At 42.1% G+C, this 19,309-nt stretch carries 22 protein-coding genes and 1 other RNA gene; 3 read left to right on the forward strand and 20 right to left on the reverse strand.

Annotated elements, in window-relative coordinates; all coding sequences use genetic code 11:
* Positions 1 to 29: 29 nt before the first annotated feature.
* Both groL and groES read right to left on the reverse strand, forming a co-directional pair.
* A complete protein-coding gene (gene groL, locus FC30_RS04365; protein ID WP_010689422.1) occupies positions 30 to 1,646 on the reverse strand; it encodes a chaperonin GroEL in 1,617 nt (538 codons plus the stop codon).
* Positions 1,647 to 1,692: 46 nt separating this feature from the next.
* A complete protein-coding gene (gene groES / locus FC30_RS04370; RefSeq protein WP_004048331.1) occupies positions 1,693 to 1,977 on the reverse strand; it encodes a co-chaperone GroES in 285 nt (94 codons plus the stop codon).
* 208 nt (positions 1,978 to 2,185) lie between these two features.
* Between groES and FC30_RS04375 the strand changes: the two genes are divergently transcribed.
* The gene (locus FC30_RS04375) at positions 2,186 to 2,824 is read left to right on the forward strand and encodes a CPBP family intramembrane glutamic endopeptidase (RefSeq protein ID WP_010689423.1); all 639 of its coding nucleotides are present in this window, start codon (positions 2,186 to 2,188) and stop codon (positions 2,822 to 2,824) included.
* 38 nt (positions 2,825 to 2,862) lie between these two features.
* Here the strand turns inward: FC30_RS04375 and FC30_RS04380 are convergent, their stop codons facing one another.
* Positions 2,863 to 3,492: a redox-sensing transcriptional repressor Rex gene (locus FC30_RS04380; RefSeq protein WP_010689425.1), complete on the reverse strand. Its 630-nt coding sequence runs from the start codon at positions 3,490 to 3,492 to the stop codon at positions 2,863 to 2,865.
* Between the two features lie 169 nt (positions 3,493 to 3,661).
* On the opposite strand from FC30_RS04380, the gene FC30_RS04385 reads away from it, so the two are divergent.
* Positions 3,662 to 5,620, forward strand: coding sequence for an ABC-F family ATP-binding cassette domain-containing protein (locus FC30_RS04385; RefSeq protein ID WP_010689426.1), 1,959 nt, complete (start codon positions 3,662 to 3,664; stop codon positions 5,618 to 5,620).
* Between the two features lie 84 nt (positions 5,621 to 5,704).
* On the opposite strand, the gene tsaD is transcribed toward FC30_RS04385, so the two are convergent.
* The 3 genes from tsaD to tsaB are packed head-to-tail and all read right to left on the reverse strand — an operon-like array spanning position 5,705 to position 8,026.
* Positions 5,705 to 6,736 carry a tRNA (adenosine(37)-N6)-threonylcarbamoyltransferase complex transferase subunit TsaD gene (tsaD, locus tag FC30_RS04390; RefSeq protein WP_010689427.1) on the reverse strand — a complete coding sequence of 344 codons (1,032 nt, stop codon included), beginning with the start codon at positions 6,734 to 6,736 and terminating at the stop codon, positions 5,705 to 5,707.
* Complete coding sequence (gene rimI / locus FC30_RS04395) at positions 6,715 to 7,317, reverse strand: ribosomal protein S18-alanine N-acetyltransferase (protein WP_010689428.1); 603 nt, start codon at positions 7,315 to 7,317, stop codon at positions 6,715 to 6,717. Before rimI ends, tsaD begins: the two co-directional genes overlap by 22 nt.
* Complete coding sequence (gene tsaB, locus FC30_RS04400; protein WP_010689429.1) at positions 7,301 to 8,026, reverse strand: tRNA (adenosine(37)-N6)-threonylcarbamoyltransferase complex dimerization subunit type 1 TsaB; 726 nt, start codon at positions 8,024 to 8,026, stop codon at positions 7,301 to 7,303. Before tsaB ends, rimI begins: the two co-directional genes overlap by 17 nt.
* Positions 8,027 to 8,230: 204 nt before the next feature.
* On the opposite strand from tsaB, the gene FC30_RS04405 reads away from it, so the two are divergent.
* Positions 8,231 to 9,208, forward strand: coding sequence for an asparaginase (locus FC30_RS04405; protein ID WP_010689430.1), 978 nt, complete (start codon positions 8,231 to 8,233; stop codon positions 9,206 to 9,208).
* 62 nt (positions 9,209 to 9,270) lie between these two features.
* On the opposite strand, the gene FC30_RS04410 is transcribed toward FC30_RS04405, so the two are convergent.
* From FC30_RS04410 to FC30_RS04470, 14 genes are all read right to left on the reverse strand, one after another.
* Complete coding sequence (locus FC30_RS04410; protein WP_010689431.1) at positions 9,271 to 10,011, reverse strand: acyl-[acyl-carrier-protein] thioesterase; 741 nt, start codon at positions 10,009 to 10,011, stop codon at positions 9,271 to 9,273.
* Positions 10,012 to 10,025: 14 nt separating this feature from the next.
* Positions 10,026 to 10,907, reverse strand: coding sequence for a 16S rRNA (cytidine(1402)-2'-O)-methyltransferase (rsmI, locus tag FC30_RS04415; RefSeq protein ID WP_010689433.1), 882 nt, complete (start codon positions 10,905 to 10,907; stop codon positions 10,026 to 10,028).
* Complete coding sequence (locus FC30_RS04420; protein ID WP_010689434.1) at positions 10,907 to 11,257, reverse strand: DNA replication initiation control protein YabA; 351 nt, start codon at positions 11,255 to 11,257, stop codon at positions 10,907 to 10,909. Before FC30_RS04420 ends, rsmI begins: the two co-directional genes overlap by 1 nt.
* Positions 11,258 to 11,278: 21 nt before the next feature.
* Positions 11,279 to 12,271: a DNA polymerase III subunit delta' gene (holB, locus tag FC30_RS04425; protein ID WP_010689435.1), complete on the reverse strand. Its 993-nt coding sequence runs from the start codon at positions 12,269 to 12,271 to the stop codon at positions 11,279 to 11,281.
* 122 nt (positions 12,272 to 12,393) lie between these two features.
* Positions 12,394 to 12,717, reverse strand: a complete 324-nt coding sequence (locus FC30_RS04430; RefSeq protein ID WP_010689436.1) for a cyclic-di-AMP receptor — start codon at positions 12,715 to 12,717, stop codon at positions 12,394 to 12,396.
* A 10-nt stretch (positions 12,718 to 12,727) separates the two neighbouring features.
* Positions 12,728 to 13,360 carry a dTMP kinase gene (gene tmk / locus FC30_RS04435; protein ID WP_010689437.1) on the reverse strand — a complete coding sequence of 211 codons (633 nt, stop codon included), beginning with the start codon at positions 13,358 to 13,360 and terminating at the stop codon, positions 12,728 to 12,730.
* Positions 13,361 to 13,484: 124 nt separating this feature from the next.
* Complete coding sequence (locus FC30_RS04440; RefSeq protein WP_010689438.1) at positions 13,485 to 13,724, reverse strand: YaaL family protein; 240 nt, start codon at positions 13,722 to 13,724, stop codon at positions 13,485 to 13,487.
* A gap of 14 nt (positions 13,725 to 13,738) precedes the next feature.
* Entirely contained in the window at positions 13,739 to 14,338 is a 600-nt protein-coding gene (gene recR / locus FC30_RS04445; protein WP_010689439.1) for a recombination mediator RecR, read from the reverse strand.
* A 20-nt stretch (positions 14,339 to 14,358) separates the two neighbouring features.
* A complete protein-coding gene (locus FC30_RS04450) occupies positions 14,359 to 14,673 on the reverse strand; it encodes a YbaB/EbfC family nucleoid-associated protein (RefSeq protein WP_143828584.1) in 315 nt (104 codons plus the stop codon).
* A gap of 18 nt (positions 14,674 to 14,691) precedes the next feature.
* A complete protein-coding gene (gene dnaX / locus FC30_RS04455) occupies positions 14,692 to 16,428 on the reverse strand; it encodes a DNA polymerase III subunit gamma/tau (RefSeq protein ID WP_010689442.1) in 1,737 nt (578 codons plus the stop codon).
* A gap of 76 nt (positions 16,429 to 16,504) precedes the next feature.
* Positions 16,505 to 16,591, reverse strand: an RNA gene (ffs, locus tag FC30_RS09315) — signal recognition particle sRNA small type.
* A 63-nt stretch (positions 16,592 to 16,654) separates the two neighbouring features.
* Positions 16,655 to 17,107, reverse strand: coding sequence for a tRNA adenosine(34) deaminase TadA (gene tadA, locus FC30_RS04460; protein ID WP_010689444.1), 453 nt, complete (start codon positions 17,105 to 17,107; stop codon positions 16,655 to 16,657).
* 1 nt (position 17,108) lies between these two features.
* Positions 17,109 to 17,714, reverse strand: a complete 606-nt coding sequence (locus tag FC30_RS04465; protein WP_010689445.1) for a class I SAM-dependent methyltransferase — start codon at positions 17,712 to 17,714, stop codon at positions 17,109 to 17,111.
* Positions 17,715 to 17,839: 125 nt separating this feature from the next.
* A complete protein-coding gene (locus FC30_RS04470; protein WP_010689446.1) occupies positions 17,840 to 19,297 on the reverse strand; it encodes a glycoside hydrolase family 1 protein in 1,458 nt (485 codons plus the stop codon).
* Positions 19,298 to 19,309 lie beyond the last annotated feature (12 nt).

Below are 19,309 nucleotides of genomic sequence, written 5' to 3' on the forward strand. Positions count from 1 at the left end.
ATGCTTCAAAAAATTTTGATTTAACTTGCTTACATCATTGGCCCTTGTGGCATTTGAGCAGCTACATCATTGTTTTCTTCTGGCTTATCAGCCACAACTGCTTCAGTTGTCAACAATAACGCTGAGACAGAAGCCGCATTTTGTAGTGCTGAACGAGTTACCTTAGTTGGGTCAACGATACCAGCTTCGATCATATCGACCCATTCATCAGTAGCAGCGTTATAACCGATACCGGCTTTTTGTTCTTTAAGTTTTTCAACGATCACAGAACCTTCTTTACCAGCATTGATCGCGATTTGACGAACTGGTTCTTCAAGCGCACGTTTAACGATGTTGATACCTGTTTGTACATCGCCAGCTTCACTCAAAGCAGCGACATCATCGATCACATCGATCAAAGCTGTACCACCACCAGGAACAAAGCCTTCTTCGACCGCTGCACGTGTAGCATTCAAAGCGTCTTCGATCCGGTATTTGCGTTCTTTTAATTCAGTTTCAGTAGCAGCCCCGACTTTGATAACGGCTACCCCACCAGCTAATTTAGCCAAACGTTCTTGGAGTTTTTCTTTATCAAATTCAGAAGTCGTTTCAGCGATCTGTTTTTTGAGTTGTTCAACACGTTCAGCGATCTGTGCTTTATCGCCAGCGCCTTCGACGATCGTTGTGTTTTCTTTTGTAACTGTTACACGACTAGCTGTCCCTAATTGATCTAAGGTCGTGTCCTTCAATTGGAGACCAAGATCATCTGTGATCACAGTTGCACCAGTTAAAACAGCGATATCTTGTAACATTTCTTTACGACGATCACCAAAACCTGGAGCTTTAACAGCTACCACGTTGAATGTCCCACGGATCTTGTTCAAAACAAGTGTTGGCAAGGCTTCACCATCAACATCGTCAGCAATGATCAACAATGGACGACCTTGTTCAACGATGGATTGTAACAATGGCAAAACTTCTTGGATGTTAGAGATCTTCTTATCAGTTACCAAAATGTATGGATTTTCAAGATCTGCTTCCATCTTGTCATTGTCAGTTACCATGTATTGAGAAAGGTAACCACGATCAAATTGCATACCTTCAACAACATCTAATGAAGTATCGATCCCTTTAGATTCTTCGATCGTGATCACACCGTCGTTACCGACCTTTTCCATGGCATCAGCGATCAATTTACCAACTTCTTCATTAGCCGAAGAAATAGATGCGATCTGAGCAATATCGCTCTTAGATTCAACTTTATGTGACATCTTGTGCAAAGCATCTACTGCAGCTTTAGTAGCCAACTCGATCCCACGACGGATACCTACTGGATTAGCACCAGCAGTCACATTTTTCATTCCTTCGTTAACGATCGATTGTGTCAAAACAGTAGCTGTTGTGGTACCGTCACCCGCAATATCATTAGTCTTTGAAGCTACTTCGGCTACTAGCTTAGCACCCATATTTTCAAAATGATCTTCTAATTCGATTGCCTTAGCGATCGTTACCCCATCATTTGTGATCGTTGGAGTACCGTATGATTGTTCCAAAACAACATTACGTCCCTTAGGACCGATCGTTGATTTTACAGTATCAGCTAACTTATCTACACCAGCAAGCATCTTTGCGCGTGCATCTTCTGAAAACTTGATTTCTTTTGCCATTTCTAATTCACCTCATACGAATTAAGTTCAATGTTTACTTATATATTTATTCCACAACGGCAAGAATATCTTTTTCGTGCATTACTAAATATTCTTGACCTTCAAATTCAACTTGAGCACCGGCGTACTTGTCAAAAACGACAACATCGCCGACTTTAAGTGTCATTTCTAATTTCTTGCCATCATCAAGGATACGTCCCGTACCAACAGCAACAACTTTAGCTGTTTGTGGTTTTTCTTTAGCACCGCCGGCTAAGACGATCCCACCCACAGTTTTTTCTTCTTCTTTTTCGACCTCTAAAATTACGCGATCTCCTAATGGTTTAAGCACGTTATATCCCTCCAAATTCTTTTTAGCACTCTAACAACTTGAGTGCTAATCGATTACAACTATTACTATACTAACTTTACTTTTAAATTGCAAGCATTTTATCACTCGCACCTTAAGAGTGCTAAAATATTTTTGAAATTAGTTTGAATAAATAGCGTTAAAAACATATAATCTAACTATTGAAACTTTATAGTTAGGACCTTTATCGATGAAAAAACAGTTACAGTTAAATTCACTTGTCATCTTAAGTATCTATTGTGGCACAATGACTTTGGCGCCTTTATTATGGGTGATCTTCAAAAATGCTTGGTATTATCCAGCCGTGACCGTTTTGAATCTCATCGGTTGCGGGACGCTGCTCTACTTAGCGCACAAGTTTCCTTTCAAGGATCGTTTTTTGCGCACCCCAAAAAAGCTTGCACTTCGCCAAGAAATCTATTACATTATTTTTGGTACACTAGCGCTCGTTTTGTTGCAATGGCTCAGTTCGTATATCGAGATCAAATTTCTTGGACAGCCTAGTTATTCGGCTAATACCGGTTATCTTTTGACAGTCCTTGCCAAATATCCATATTATTTAGTAAACATCGTCATCTTTGCACCGATCATGGAAGAATTTGTTTTTCGCAAAGTCTTGTTTGCTGATCTTGGCTCTGTGATCGACCCGATCGGTGCGGCACTGGCCTCGAGTTTACTCTTTAGTTTGGCTCATCAAGATGGACATTATTTGACTTATGCCGGGATCGGACTAGTGCTTTGCTTGCTATATGCTAGAACAGGCCGTTTACGCATTCCGATCTTAGCCCATAGTTTAATGAATTTGCTTATTATTTTAAGTGCTTGGTAACAAAAAAGGATGTGTGCACCACACATCCTTTTTCATAGTTATTCAAAGTGTTGTAAAAAATAGATCAAAGTCTGCAATTCATTAGTCAGATCAACATTTTGGACGCGAACATCTTTAGGGACCGTGATCCGCAATGGGGTAAAGTTCAAGATCCCCTTGATCCCAGCTGCAACTAATTCATCCGTCACGGCCTGAGCTTTATCAGCTGGAACAGTCAGGATCGCGATCTCTATTTGTTGCAATTGCAGTTGCTCTTGCATATCTTCCATCGGATAAACTGGGATCCCACTTTGGATCAATCCCGTAATCTTAGGGTCAATATCAAAAGCCGCACTGATCCGCGCGTTATTGCTCTTGTGAAAGTTATAATTCAATAGGGCGTGGCCTAGATTACCCACCCCGATCAAAGCTACATTATTTAATTTATCTTGACGTAGTGTTTTTTTGAAAAATGCTTGCAAGCTGGCGATATCATAACCATAGCCACGCTTGCCTAAAGCACCAAAATATGAGAGATCACGTCGGATCGTTGCTGGATCGATCTTAACAGCTTCAGCTAATTCAGTCGAAGAGACATGCTCCTTACCAGCATCCGCTAAAATATTGAGATAGCGGTAATAGATCGGCAAACGTTTTGCCGTTGCCTTAGGAATATTTGGGGTCACCATCTAGTTTCTCCTCTCAGATTACTCAATATGATAAATTTTAGCATAACAACTGTACTAAAAAAATTAAAAAATTGTAAATTAATTCACAATATAACTAATAATTACTGTTTTAGCGCAGTTTTAATTTTTTAACTTTGTGAAACGACTAATTACTCAAGTAGGTGAAAAAATGATTTTATTACAAGCACAACAAGTCGCGCGCCATTTTGGGGCGGATGTCTTGTTTGAAAATATCGATCTTGATATTCAGGAGCACTCCCGTATCGCTTTGGTCGGAAAAAATGGTGCCGGTAAATCGACACTTTTAAAAATGATCATCGGTGAACAAGCTCCTGATGAAGGCCAGATCGTAACTAAAAAAGGCCTAACAATGGGCTATCTTGCCCAAAATACCGGGCTTGAATCTGATAAAACGATCTATGAAGAAATGCTCAGCGTCTTTGATAAATTACGCCAAATGGAACAAGATCTCCATAAATTAGAAGCTCAGATCGCTGATCCAAATGCAGATCATGCCTCAAAAGCTTATCAACAATTGCTAAGTCGCTATGATCAACTATTACATGATTTTAAAGAGCAAAACGGCTATGGTTATGAAAATGAGATCCGCTCTGTTTTACACGGTTTCCATTTTTATCCTGAAGATCATGACCGTCCGATCGCCTCACTTTCTGGAGGCCAAAAGACTCGCCTGGCCCTGGCTAAGTTACTTTTGGAAAAACGCGATCTGTTGATCTTGGACGAACCGACTAACCACTTAGATATCGAAACTTTAACTTGGTTAGAAGGCTATATCCAAAATTATCAAGGTGCACTCTTGATCGTTTCGCATGACCGCTACTTTCTAGATAAGATCGTCAATGAAGTTTACGAGATCACGCACGGTAAAGCTCACTACTACAAAGGAAATTATTCCAATTATATCGTTGAACGTGAAAAAAGAGCGCAGTTAGCGTGGAAGAACTACGAAAAACAACAAACTGAGATCCATAAACTCGAGGATTTCGTCAACAAAAATCTCGTGCGTGCTTCGACAACTAAACGTGCGCAAAGTAAACGTAAACAGCTCGAAAAAATGGACCGGCTCGATCGTCCTGAAGGTCCCGAAAAAAATATGCATTTTCGCTTCAAAGCCGAGCAAGAAAGTGGCAATGTCGTTTTGACCGTTAGTGACGGTGCGATCGGCTATGACGGTCAGATCATTGCCGAACCGATCAACTTTGAACTGCGCAAACGCCAAATCTTTGCAGTCGTAGGGCCAAATGGGATCGGTAAATCGACCTTGTTAAAAAGTATTCTGGGTAAACAGCCTTTCATCAAAGGAAAAGCTACGTTTGGTACCAACGTCCATCCCGGTTACTATGACCAAGAGCAACATAATCTTCACCCCCAAAAAACGGTCTTAAATGAGCTTTGGGATGATCATCCAACGACACCTGAAAAAGATATTCGTTCGATCTTAGGGAGTTTTCTTTTCAGTGGCGACGATGTCAAGAAGATGGTCCACAGTCTATCTGGGGGCGAAAAAGCACGGTTATTACTGACAAAACTTGCGATGAAACACGATAATTTCCTAATTCTAGACGAGCCGACTAACCATTTAGACATCGACAGTAAGGAAGTCTTAGAGCAAGCTATCAAAGAATTTGACGGCACGATCCTCTTAGTCTCACACGACCGTTATTTCATCAACAAAGTCGCCACTAGCGTCTTAGAGATCGCTCCAACTGGTAGCACACTTTATTTAGGTGATTATGACTATTATGTAGCTAAAAAAGAAGAACAAGCTGAGTTAGCTGAAGCCAAGGCCAAAGCAACACGGCCTGAAGTCGTAACTAAAAAAGAGATCTCCGCGGGAAAACAAAGCTATGCTCAAAGTAAAGAGCATCAAAAAATGGAACGCAAACTTACACGTAAGGTCGCAGAATTAGAAGCTAAAGTTGAAGAACTCGATGAAAATAAAACTGAACTAGAACAAGCGATGGCATTACCAGAAAACTTCAACGATCTCGATAAGATGGCAAAATTACAAGCACAGCTCGAAACGATCACAGCTCAATTAGCCCAAGCCGAAACAGACTGGGAAAACAGCAGCATGGAACTGGAAAATTTCAACAGTGAAAACTAGAGCACAGTGCCGATAACTCCTAAAAAATAACGCGGGGCCCACTACGATGCAAAATCATAGGGGGCCCCGCTTTATTTATCCTATCTAAGCTTCTTCTAACCAATCAAATTCTAAACTTGGATCAGCATTTAGATCTAAGTTAGCAAATATCTTATCATTGTAAGCCGCATAACCAGCTGCTCCGATCATCGCGGCATTATCACCACAGAGTTTCAAAGGTGCTTTTAATAATTCAACGTCTTCAAAGCGTTTCAACTCTTCATCTAAACGATCACGTAGGCCTTGATTAGCTGCTACACCACCAGCCAAGATCAATTGTTTGACCGGATAATTTTCCAGTGCGCGAACTGTTTTTTGTGCTAAAACATCGACGACACTTTGTTGGAAACTAGCAGCTAAGTCAGCTTTATCTAAGGTTTCCCCTACTTGATCAGCATGATGGACCGTATTGATAAAGGCACTCTTTAAGCCACTAAAACTAAAGTCATAGTTATCTTCTTTTTCCATTGCTCGTGGGAAAGCAAAAGTGTCTTTCCCCTTATGCGCTAATTCATCGATCTCTTTTCCGGCTGGATACGCCAAACCTAAAACACGTCCGACCTTATCATATGCTTCACCTGCTGCATCATCCCGTGTCTCGCCGATGATCTTAAAGTCATTTGGTCCGGCCAGGTAGACTAATTCCGTATGTCCACCTGAGACAAGTAATGCTAAGGCTGGAAATTGGATCTCACCGGCAAAATTGGCAGCATAGATATGTCCTGCCATATGATTGACCGGGATCAAGGGAAGATCGTGCGCAAAAGCGATCATCTTAGCGGCTGTGACCCCGACTAATAATGAACCCACTAAGCCTGGACCATAAGTCACCGCTACAGCATCCAAGTCAGCATAGGTCACTGCAGCTTGTTCTAAGGCATCCGCAATGCATAAAGTTATCTGTTCGATGTGGTGGCGACTAGCAACTTCGGGAACGACACCCCCGAAACGCTTGTGGCTCTTGATCTGGGTTGCAACGATATTTGAGAGGATCTTATTTCCATTTTCGATCACCGCAACGCTTGTCTCATCACAGCTTGATTCAAAAGCCAAGATCAAATTCCGATTTTTTTCCATCCTTTTTCAACTCTCTTTTTTAAATTTCTGTTTACCAAGTTATAGCTATATTCTAGCCCATCTTCATCTTTGTAATAAGCATTTTTGACAGCTACTTCTTTAAAGCCAGCTCGCCGATATAGTGCTTGGGCTTCTAAATTGCTCCGTCTGACATCTAAGCTCAAACGACGACACCCGTATTTTTTAGCTTCGATCTGCAAATTCTCTAACATCATCAGCCCTAACCCTTGATGTTGATATTCGGGTAAAACTGCAATATTAGTCACATGCGCTTCATTAGGTCCATAAGTAAGATCACACCCGGCAAAAGCTACCATGTGATCTTCGTAACGCACAACGATGTAAAGCGAAGTCAATTTATTTTGAATATGTTTTTCAAAATCTCCATAGCTCCAAGGCTGATGCCCAGCATATACCGAACTTTCGATCTCAAGCATTTCAGCAATGTCAGGTACGATCGCACGACACATCAAATAATTTTTGTCCTCAACGACTACATTATGACAACCAAAATCTAAATTAGGGGTCGCTTGTACTGGTTTTAGCAACGCCAAAAGTTTATCTTTATACTTTTTCAACATAAGAATCCGCTTGATCCTTTCCAGGGTGTTTTTCCATCCATTGTACTTCTGCTTGTGTCAAACGTAAATAATGTGGTACAAATGTCAAGGTATCCGCTACAGGACGCTCTTTACCCAAAAGTCCTAACAAATAAGCACTCGGATAATCATCTTTAGGCGCACTAAAGCGATAATTACCAGCTGTAAGCAGTTCTTCAAAGCGTTCACGATAAACCTTAGCATCCGCTCCGATCAAGCAAGCTTTTTTATCCTTTAAAAATTCGCATAACTCAACGACTGAGAGATGCTGATCTGGTAAAACTTCCACTAATTTACCTGCCTTATTTTGATAAACACCAGCAAAAACATTTTCGCGACGCGCATCAAAGATCGGCACTAAAAGTTCATTCGTATCATTTTGACAATTAGCCGCCAAAAGTTCTAAGCTTGAGACCCCGACTAACTCTTTATTCAAAGTAAATGCTAATGTCTTAGCTGCCGTCACTCCGATCCGAAGTCCCGTGTATGAACCCGGTCCGGCAGAAACAACGATCCGATCGAGATCTTGTGGTGTTGTATCTGACTTTTTGAGCATTTCAGAAATGATCGGCATCAAAGTCGTACTGTGCTTTCGCGCCATATTGAGCGTTGTTTCTGCTAATAACGTGTCATCTTCTAAAACCGCCACGCTCAGAGGACGATTTGAAGTATCCAAGGCTAATATCTTCATCTTGCAGCTAACTTCCTTTTATCTAATCTTATTACTTAAAATCACAATGAATATCTTAACATAAATCATTACAGAAAAAAGCTTTTATTTCAATTAGACAGCCTATCGACATTCATTGGTTTAATCGTTATAATAAAAAAACGGTATTTTGCTAATTTTGTGTACCACTAGCGCTACTGGTACACCTAGAAAGGAAGATGCAAAATGAAAAAAATTCTTATTTTGCACACTGGTGGTACGATCGCAATGTCAGAAGACGAAAACGGTGCGGTCGCTCCCGGAAAAGAAAATCCCCTCAATCAATTTAAGAATCCTTTTGGGACTGAGTATGAACTCGTGATCGAAAACATCTTCAACATCCCCTCACCCCATATGGATCCCGCTAATATGCTCGTCTTGCAACAACGGATCATCAAAGCTTATGAGAATGAAAATATCGATGGGGTCGTGATCACCCATGGGACTGATACGCTTGAAGAAACAGCTTATTTTCTCGATCTAACTATCCCATTTAAACTTCCGATCGTCTTGACCGGAGCGATGCGTTCAGCTAATGAGATCGGTTCTGATGGCTTGTACAACTTCAAAACCGCGATCTTGACTGCTGCTAGTCCTGAAGCTAAAGGCATGGGCGTCTTAGTGGTCATGAATGATGAGATCCACACGGCTCGCTATGTGACTAAGACCCATACCACTAATGTTGCGACCTTTAGAACTCCGACTTTTGGTCCGATCGGGCTGATCTTGCGCGATGAAGTGCGTTTTTTTGAAAAATTGCTCCGCCACCGCAGTGTTTTGATCGATCACGTGGTCGACCATATTTATCTTTTCAAAGCATATGCTGGGATGGACCCAGAATTACTTGAAATAGCGCTCAATAACCAAACTAACGGTGTTGTGATCGAAGCTTTGGGTGCGGGTAATCTTCCGCCTAGAGTTTTGCCTGTGCTCGAAAAATTACTGGCCAAAAAGATCCCTGTAGTCCTTGTATCCCGGAGTTTCAACGGGATCGCCCAAGATGTTTATGCTTATCCTGGTGGAGGTGTCCAACTAAAACAAATGGGCGTTACCTTCTGCCACGGTTTAAATGGACAAAAGGCTCGGATCAAACTCTTAGTCGGGCTAAGCGCTGGTCTAAGTGGCGCTGAACTAGCCGATTTTGTTTCGGATGCTGTTTCTTAATATAAAAAATGAGAGTGTAAAACAATACGCAACACCGTATGTTTTTACACTCTCATTTTTTATTATTTCCAAGTCACTTGTGCACTACAACTCAAAGTTCCATCAGCCATATAGATCCCGTGTAACGTGGTCAACTCGTCTTTTGAGCGAAGCAATTCCACTTTACTGGTGCAGGTTTGCCCATAATTCAATTCATGTTCATATTTAATGTTCAAAGCTACCGGCTCGTGTTCCATTAAAAAATCTTTATCTAAAACATCTAGCATCCATTCGATATAATGAACATTATTGACATGATGATTACTATCGATATCAAAATAGCGCACCCGATAATCTTTAGCTAACATAACTTCTTCTAACCGCTTAGGACTTGCTGACCGTTCGATCGATCTGATCGGTTCAGGTCCAAAAGGTGCGATCACATCAGAGGTTATCCGCGTGATCTTTCGCGTTTCGAGATCAAGCAATACAAAAGCCGTATGCATCTTAGCCAACAATTCGCCTTGTTCATCCCGAAGATAAAAATCCCGATAACAAAAATAGCGATTATAGGCCGTTGCTTTCGTTTCGATCACAACTTTTTCATCACGTCTAGGTAAGCGAGTGATCGAAAGCAAGTGTTGTGTGATCACCCAACCATAACCTTGCGCATTCAACTTTTCTTCCGGCATCCCGACATCTTTTCCTTGCGCATAGGAAGCTAACATCATCAGATCGACCAATTTTCCTAGACTCAGTTTACCTGTAGGGTCCGTTTCATAGTACACGATCTGATGGGGCATGCGATATAAATTTTCTGCCATTGTCTTATTTATCCTTATAATTGATGATATTCGTTATAAACATCCTGTTTTTTCAAACCATTTAATTTTGCGACCTCTTTGATCGCTGCATTAGGCTTCAACTGTTTTTGTGCTATCAAAGCCGTTACTTGCTCAGCTAATGGCAACTCCAGTAAAGGATCGGCTTTTTTAGCTCGTGGGGCACTATTGCCTTGGACCACGAGCACAAATTCACCCCGGATCTCTTCATTGGTAGCCCATTCCACCGCATCGGCCAATGTTCCGCGTAAGAACTCTTCATAACGCTTAGTCAACTCGCGACACAAAGCGATCTCACGCTCAGGGCCAAAAACAGCTTGCATTGCCTGCAAGGTCTTTTTCAAGCGATGTGGTGCTTCATAAAAGATCAGTGCGCAAGTTTGTTGTTCTAATTGCTCTAAAACTTCACGCTGCTCATTTTTCTTCCGGGGTAAAAAGCCATAAAACATAAAGGGTTGAGGCGCTATCCCCGAAGCGATGAGAGCACTCAAAGCTGCATTAGCTCCTGGCAGTGGGACGACCGCAATGTCAGCTTGGATACAAGCTTTGACTAATTCATGGCCTGGATCACTGATCGAAGGCATCCCTGCATCACTTACTTGAGCTAGATCTTGTCCCGCCTGAAGTTTCTCGATCAAATACGGGATCCGTTCCTGCGTATTATGCTCATGAAAGCTGATCTGCGGGGTTTTGATCTCAAAATGGTTCAACAAGCGCATCGTATTACGCGTATCTTCCGCACAGATCAGATCAACCTGTTCTAAGATCTCAAGTGCCCGAAAAGTCATGTCTTGTAGGTTCCCGATCGGTGTCGGTACCAAATATAACGTTCCTTGCTCATTTTTTTCTCTAAAACTACTCTTTTGCTTAATTGACATTAATGTCGCTCCCCATAGATAACATCTTGACAAAAGACACACGGCTCATCATTTATCCGCCGTGAGCCATACATGTTGTCTACATTACAAACATGGAAGCCTTCTTCATAAAGCTTTTCCAAATTCTTACGTGACTTAGAGAGGCCCGCTTCTTCATTGCTTGTCTCTTGTGTTTTCTTTTGTTCTAATTCGTGAAGTCTTTCACGTAGATGCTGATTTTCGATCTCTAACTCTGCATTTTTCTCGATGATCCGTGTCATCTCTTCTTTCACGCTCGCCAGCATCGCTTGTACATCACGTGACATTTCTTCCATATTTTCAAAATTGTCATATAATTCGCGTTTATCCACAAAATCACCTTCAACCTGTTATCATACTTGATACCAACTGCATAAATTCAAAGTCAGTGCCTCTAAGATACTCTGAAATGAGACATTGACCGCTCGTTGCCGTTTAGTCGAAAGGACAGCTTCAACGGCGCGGATAGCTCCATTTTCCGGAATTTTTAAATTTCTTTCATTGAGCTCTTTACTATACATTATAAAGGCAACGTCCTCATTTTTACCATATTTTAACAATAAAATATCACGTGTTAATAAGACTATCAACTGTAATAACCGATCTTGGCTAGCTTTATCGGTCGCATACGGCATCAATTTGGTCTGGACCCCTACAAAAGCCCGCCAATCATTTCGTAAAACTTGATTAAACCATTCCCAAACATTGGCGAGTAATTTATTAAAATCTTCGTCACCATCAAGCTCTTGGGCTTCTTTTTGGCTATTAGTCAAATGTGCTAATAAATTAGCCTTATCTGCCCCGATCCCTTTAGTCTCTAACGTTGCAACTAATTTCTTCAATGTCAACGAAGACAATTCGACTAACTGGCACCGTGAGATGATCGTTGGCAAGATCTGGTTTACACTATCTGTCAATAAAAAGGCCGTCACATCGCCACTTGGTTCTTCTAAAAATTTCAACAGACTGTTAGCAGCACTGATCGTCATCTTTTCAGCATTTTGAATGATAAAAAGTTTCCGATTGCTCTCGACCCCACTCTTAACGAATTCGGCTTTCAAATATCTGATCTGGTCGACTTTGATCGAATTCCCTTCTGGCTTGATCTCAACCACATCAGGCTGATTATTTTGGGCGATCCGCCGACACTCATTGCACTTTAAGCATGGATGACCGTTTTGCTTTTGCTTGCAAAAAATGGCTTGGGCGACCCAATGAGCTAGCTTATTTTTGCCAGTCCCACGTGGACCAGAAAATAAATAAGCATGGGCCAATTTTTTATTGTCCACCAATTTGGCAAAATTCTTTGTCAAACGTGGTTGGAGCTCGATGATCGACTGTTCCATAAACTTCAACTATATCAAATGTGGCGCCATCAAGACTGGATGACTAGAAAAAATATAGTTTTCCCTTCTTAATTTATTTCTTGTTATCAGTTGCACATTTTTTCTTTCTAACTGACCTCTGCTTAAAAATGAAAGAACTGTTCGACCGGTAAAACGAAAACGGTGGTCCCACCGACTTCGACCTCGACCGGATAAGTCCGCTCAACTTGACCTTCAACATTCACTGGTGGCGTGATATATTCCGCACGTTTAGAAGATGCATGCTTGATCAACGCTAAAACTTCAGCTACCCGTTCGTCTTCGATCCCGATCATGAAAGTCGTATTGCCCGACCGTAGAAAGCCCCCGGTCGTTGCTAACTTGGTCGCTCTAACATCAGCTTCAACAAAAGCATTGCTCAAATTATTGCTATCCTTATCTTGGACGATCGCAATGATCATTTTCATTTTAAAACACCTAGTTTCTAACGGGAATTTTACTACTTAAGACTAGCTCAACATCAGCTATCACATCAGCCAGTTTTTGGCTGGCATCGATCGTCACGATCCGCTCATTTTCAGCGGCGAGTTTTTGATATGCTTGATAGACAGTCTCGTAAAACGATAGTGCTTCTTTATCCAAGCGGTTAACTTCATCTTGCCGATTCTTTTTGATCCGCTCAAGCCCTAGACTCGGTTCGATCGCTAAATAAATGGTCAGATCTGGTTCTAGACCAGCTGTTGCAAACTGGTTCATCTGCTTGACTTCAGCTACTCCGATGCCGCGCCCAGCCCCTTGATAAACCAAAGAACTATCGACAAAGCGATCACACAGGACTACCTTGCCCGCTTCTAAAGCCGGAAGCACTGTTTCAACTAAATGCTGACGCCGTGCAGCCGCATATAATAAAGCTTCAGTCCGCGCATCCATTTCAGTGAATTTTTCATCTAAAATAACATTTCGGATCTGTTCTGAAATACGATTACCGCCCGGTTCACGCGTCCGTAAATAATCGATCTTGGCAGCTTTTAACTTAGCTTCGATCGCGTTTAGGACACTAGTTTTCCCTGATCCATCAGTACCTTCAAAGGTAATAAAAAATCCGCTCACTTGTAAAACCCCATTTTCATTTATTGATTTTATTGTACTGTAACATTTGTCAGCTGTCCACGACCCCATTTTTTCAAAAAGAAAAAGCCTGCCACTTCAGTCGGACTGCTTGACAGGCTAGTTTTTAATAATTGATCACTGACGCTTGAATATGGCCCTTGACCTGACGATATTTAGCTTCACGGTAGAGAAACTCATACTTCGCACGAGCTAGACTCACTTCAGCTAACAATTCATCATCAACATCATAGACTGCAGCTGCAGTTTGGCGGGCTTGATCCCAATCCAACTTAGCTTGATCAATATCTTCTAATAATAATTCATTAAAAGAGCGTCTAAGTTTTTGCTTATTTCTTCTAAACATCAACTTCACCCCAACTAGATCTCTTGGCGGTTTTTCACCGCATTATACAGTGTCATCTCATCAGCATACTCAATATCACTTCCGACCGCTAAGCCGTGTGCTAAACGGGTCGTCATGATATTAGCTGGTTTGATCAACTTCGAAATATACATCGCCGTTGCTTCACCCTCAGGCGTTGCATTAGTCGCTAAAATGACCTCTTTGATCTGGCTATTTTGCTGGAGACGTCGCAGTAAGCTGGTAATATTGATGTCTTCAGGGCCTTTACCTTCGATCGGCGACAAAACACCATGTAAAACATGGTATAAGCCACGATATTCCTGCATTTTCTCCAAAGCCATCACATCTTTGACCTGCTCGACTACGATAACTTGACTTTGATCGCGGGTCTTATCCGCACAGATCACACACGGATCATTTTCCGTGATGTTGCCACAGATACTGCAGTAACTGAGATCTTTTTTGGCGGCGACCAGTGCTTTAGAAAAAGCAACAACATCGCTTTCCTCCATGTCGATCGTAAAAAATGCCAAGCGAGTTGCGGTCTTTTCACCGATCCCTGGCAACTTTAGATAACTATCGATCAACTTAGCGATCGGTTCAGGATATTGCATCGTCTAACCTTCTTTCACGCTTAAAAACCAGGTATGTTGCGGGAATATTTACCCATTGTCTTTTGTGTTTGGTCATCGATCTTAGCCATCGCATCGTTAACGGCCATGATAACTAGATCTTGTAACATATCAACATCATCTGGATCGACAGCTTCTTCTTTGATCGCAATATCAGTCATCTTGTGATCACCAGTGAACTTAACCACTACCGCATCATCAGAAGCATGACCTTCAAAGATCGTTGCATGTAATTCTTCTTGATCCTTTTGCATTTGCTTTTGCAATTTTTGCATTTGTTTCATCATACCTTGCATGTTCATTCCACGCATCATAATAAATCATCCTTTCAAATTCTAATCATTTTTAACTTCAACTAATTGTTCCCCAAAGAGCTCTTGGGCCTTAGCAACGACTTCAGGCACAACCGGCTGCGACGGTGCTTGGCTCACTTGTTCATCACTTTCAGGTACTTTTTGCCTGACATCACCATGTTCACTCAAATAGCGACTTCTGATCTCAGGCCAACGATTGCCCGGGATAAAGATCAAATGTGGAGCTGCACCGAGCAAACGACTCAGTCCATTGCCTAAAACATCTTGGAGTTCTTGATTTTCAAGGGCACGTTGGCATAAGATGTCGTATTCAAAACCGATCACGACTCCATCTGAGCTAGCTGCGACCGGTTTAGCGACTTGCATCATGGCACGTTGCGTCACATTCAACATATTCATCAGATCGCCCCAAACTTGGCGAATTTGCATCAGATCTTGCTTCGAAGCTTGGTCTAAGACTTCATAGATCTTGCTCAAATTCAGCTTCAACTCACCATTTTGCTTAGTGGCTTTACGGTTTGATCTTGGTGGCGTCGGCGTTTTAGCAGGTACACCTGAGGTTTGGAGCTGTTTGAAACTTTGCTCCAATGCGTTGAGCTGCTTTTGCAACTGTGACATTTTAGCATCGGTTGCTGGATCGGAAGTGACCTGCGTTGTGACCGGTGTCTTTGTGACCTGTAACCGGGACAATTTGACCGTTAGTACTTCTAAATAGATCGCTTCATGGACAGTGAAACGCATATTTTCTTGTTGCTCATTTAAAATATCGATCATTTGGTAGAGCTGCTCGGGATCGACCTCACCGGCAAATTTTTTAAAATCATTATCAAGCATCCCTAACTCGCTTTCTTCGACGAGCTTTGGTGCTTGTTGGTACAATAAAAGGTCACGACAGTAATTGATCAGATCCTCGATCAAACGCTTGGCATCCTTGCCATCTTCCAAGATCTCATGGATCGTAGCTAAAGCACTGCTCGTATCTTTAGCCACGACTTGATGCAGATACTTAGTCAAGTTATCACGTGTAACACTTCCGGTGACAAGTAACGCATTATCCAATGTCACTTGGTTATCCCCAAAAGACAACACCTGATCTAAAATACTCAACGCATCCCGCATCCCACCTTCAGCCGCCTTAGCGATCACTTTGAGTGCTGCTTCATCATAAGTAAAGCCTTTTTGCTGTAAGATATACTCCATCCGCTTTAAGATCGCTTGTGGAGTGATCCGGCGAAAATCAAACCGCTGTGTCCGCGAAATGATCGTCGTCGGGATCTTATGCGGCTCAGTCGTCGCTAGGATAAAGACGACATTAGTGGGTGGTTCTTCTAACGTTTTTAGTAATGCATTAAAAGCTCCGGTCGACAGCATGTGAACTTCATCGATGATATAGACTTTGTAATCCGCTTGTGTTGGAGCGTATTTAGCCTTATCACGAATATCTCGGATCTCTTCGACCCCATTATTTGAGGCCGCATCGATCTCAATCACATCATTTAACCGTCCCGCTGTGATCGCCTTACAAGTCTCACATTGATTGCAAGGTTCACCGTCTTTTTGGTTCCGGCAGTTGATCGCTTTGGCAAAGATCTTAGCCGCCGAAGTTTTCCCAGTTCCCCGCGGGCCGGTGAATAGATAGGCATGTGTCGTCTGTTTTGTCAGCAACGCATTTTTTAGCGTCTTCGTGATAAATTCTTGCCCCACCAGATCACTAAAAACTTGCGGACGCCAGACACGATATAAAGCCTGATAGCTCATCAACCATTGCTTCCTTTCTTTTTCAGTTTAAAAAAAAATCTCGATCAAAGTTAAATGACCGAGAGCCTAATTTCATATTAACTTAGGGCACATGCTGAACCAAACTTAGTGCTGCTTCCTTCCGGACCTGACACGCTTCGTAAGGACAACATTGCCCTAAGGCCTTGCGGCATATTCTATATTACATGAAATTAGGTAAAATTTCCAGTCTTTAAATCAATTATTTTTATTTTTTACGCAAATTCGCAAAAAAGTCACTGAGGATCTGCGCACATTCAGCTTGTAGCAGTCCCTTTTGCACCTTGACTTGATGATTGAAACGTGGATCCGTCAATAAATTCATCAATGTTCCAGCTGTACCAGCTTTTTCATCGGCTGCACCATAATAGACTTTAGCGATCCGCGAGTTGATGATCGCTCCACTACACATTGGACAAGGTTCTAGCGTCACATATAACTCAGCTTCCGGTAAGCGCCAGCTATCCAGCACTTGATTGGCCTGAGCAATCGCGATCATCTCAGCATGCTTTTCGGCTTGTTGTGTCGTTTCGCGCAAATTATGGCCTCGCCCGATGATCTGACCTTGATGTACGATGACACAACCGATCGGGACTTCACCTAGAGCCTGGGCCTTTTTAGCTTCAGCTAGGGCAGCTTGCATAAACTCTTCTCGTTTCATTTTAGCTTTCTTTCACACTTTGTAAAATGAAATAACCCTTATCTTTTAGGATAACTTCACAGTTACCAAAGACTGCTTCCATTTTCTTCTTGGCAGACGGTGCTCCCTGCTTTTTTTGTAAAACAGCAACTAACTTGCCCCCGGCAGCTAGATGCTCTTTGGCAGCTTCCAAGATCTCATGTACGACCGCTTTGCCTGCTCTGATCGGCGGATTGGTCACGATCAACTGATAATCTGTCTTCGTTACATTTTCATAGATGCTCGAAGCAAAGATATTGACATTTTCGATATCGTTTTGGGCTGCATTTTTTTGAGCTAATTCTAGCGCTAATTCATTGACATCGACCATATCAACGGTCACAGCCGGAGCTTTTTTTGCCAAAGCTAAGCCGATCGGGCCATAACCACAGCCAACATCCAAGATCGCACCGGAAAGATCGGTCGTTGCTAGAGCATTTAACAAGACGCGCGAGCCATAATCAACTGTATTTTTGGAAAAGACCCCGTTATCTGTTACAAAAGTAAACTCGTGTCCTAATAGTTCAAAATTCCAATATTTTTCATCATGTTCGACATTTGGATTCTTTGAATAATAGTAGTTTTCCATTCAGTCACCAAATTTCCTTTTCAAGTTATCTTCACTTTCCTAATTATATCATATCTAGCTTTAGGCTTTGCTTACAAGACAATAACAAAAAACTAAGGACAGGGCTTACCCTATCCTTAGCTTACTCAAGCAAGGTCTTTACCATTAGTTGCGATCACTTTTTGATACCAATAAAAAGAATCTTTCGGAGTCCGCTTCAAACTCCCCTTACCCTCATCATCTTGATCAACATAGATAAAGCCATAGCGTTTTGACATCTCAGACGTAGAAAACGAGATCAGATCGATCGGTCCCCACATCAAGTAACCGAGTAATTTCACTCCATCAGCGATCGCTTCTTGCATCTGTTCGATATGTGCCCGCAAGTAATCGATCCGGTAATCATCATGTATCTTACCATCACTATCTGGTGCTTCGAGCATCCCGATCCCATTTTCAACGATAAATAACGGCACTTGGTAACGATCCCACAGCTCGTTTAAAGATATCCGCAGTCCCACTGGATCGATCTGCCAGCCCCAAGGTGTTTCTTCAAGATATTTATTCTTGAGACCATATGAAAAGTTACCTAGATCCTCATTTTCTCCTGCAGCTGTCACAGTCGACATGTAATAGCTAAAGCTCAAATAATCAACTTTACCTTCTCTTAGAACTGCTTGATCACCAGGTTCCATTTTGATCTTGATCTTATGTTCAGCAAAGAAACGGTTCATGTAGTTAGGATACTCTCCTCTGACTTGGACATCGGTACAAAATAGGTTTCGGTCATTTGCTTGCTGAGTAGCTAAAACATCAGCTGGATCAGTCGTTGCTGGATAAGTCTGCATACGTGCCAGCATACATCCCATCTTGTCTTCTGGCTCCATCTCATGCAATTGTGTGGTCGCTAAGGCACTGGCGATAAATTGATGGTGTAAAGCTTGATAGCGTTGTTGCAATTTTTCTTGCTCGGTCAAGCCGTCTTCGAGCGCCCCAGTTTCATGAAAGCCCCAAGCCCCAGTATTGATCTCATTGAAAGTGATCCAATACTTGACCTTATCTTTATAGCGTTCAAAAACAGTTTGCGTAAAGCGCGTAAAATCACTGACGGCTTCTCGACTAGCCCAGCCATTGTATTTTAAGGTCAGCCCTAAAGGCATCTCATAGTGCGATAATGTCACGACTGGCTCAATGTTATATTTTTTCATTTCAGCGATCAAATTATCATAAAATTTCAGCCCTGCCTTATTCGGTCGCTTTTCATCGCCATTAGGAAAGATCCGGGCCCAAGCGATCGAGATCCGTAGCACCTTAAAGCCCATTTGCGCAAATAATTTGATATCGGCTGGATATTGATGATAAAAGTCGATCCCCCGCCGTTTAGGATAATCACCTACTGTTTGCTCCGCTAATGCTTCTCTAAGGGAATCTTTAGTCACATTCCCCATTGAGATCTGTTGCCTATCAGCAGCCTTTTTTACGACTTCGGCAGTCGTCAGACCTTTGCCATCAGTAGCGAAAGCCCCTTCGATCTGATTTGCTGCTGTAGCACCACCCCATAGAAAATCTTTGGGAAATGCATGTGGATAATCTGTTTGATACATCTTGCTTACCTT

This window comes from Ligilactobacillus animalis KCTC 3501 = DSM 20602 (genome assembly GCF_001434535.1).
Classification (GTDB): Bacteria; Bacillota; Bacilli; order Lactobacillales; family Lactobacillaceae; genus Ligilactobacillus; species Ligilactobacillus animalis.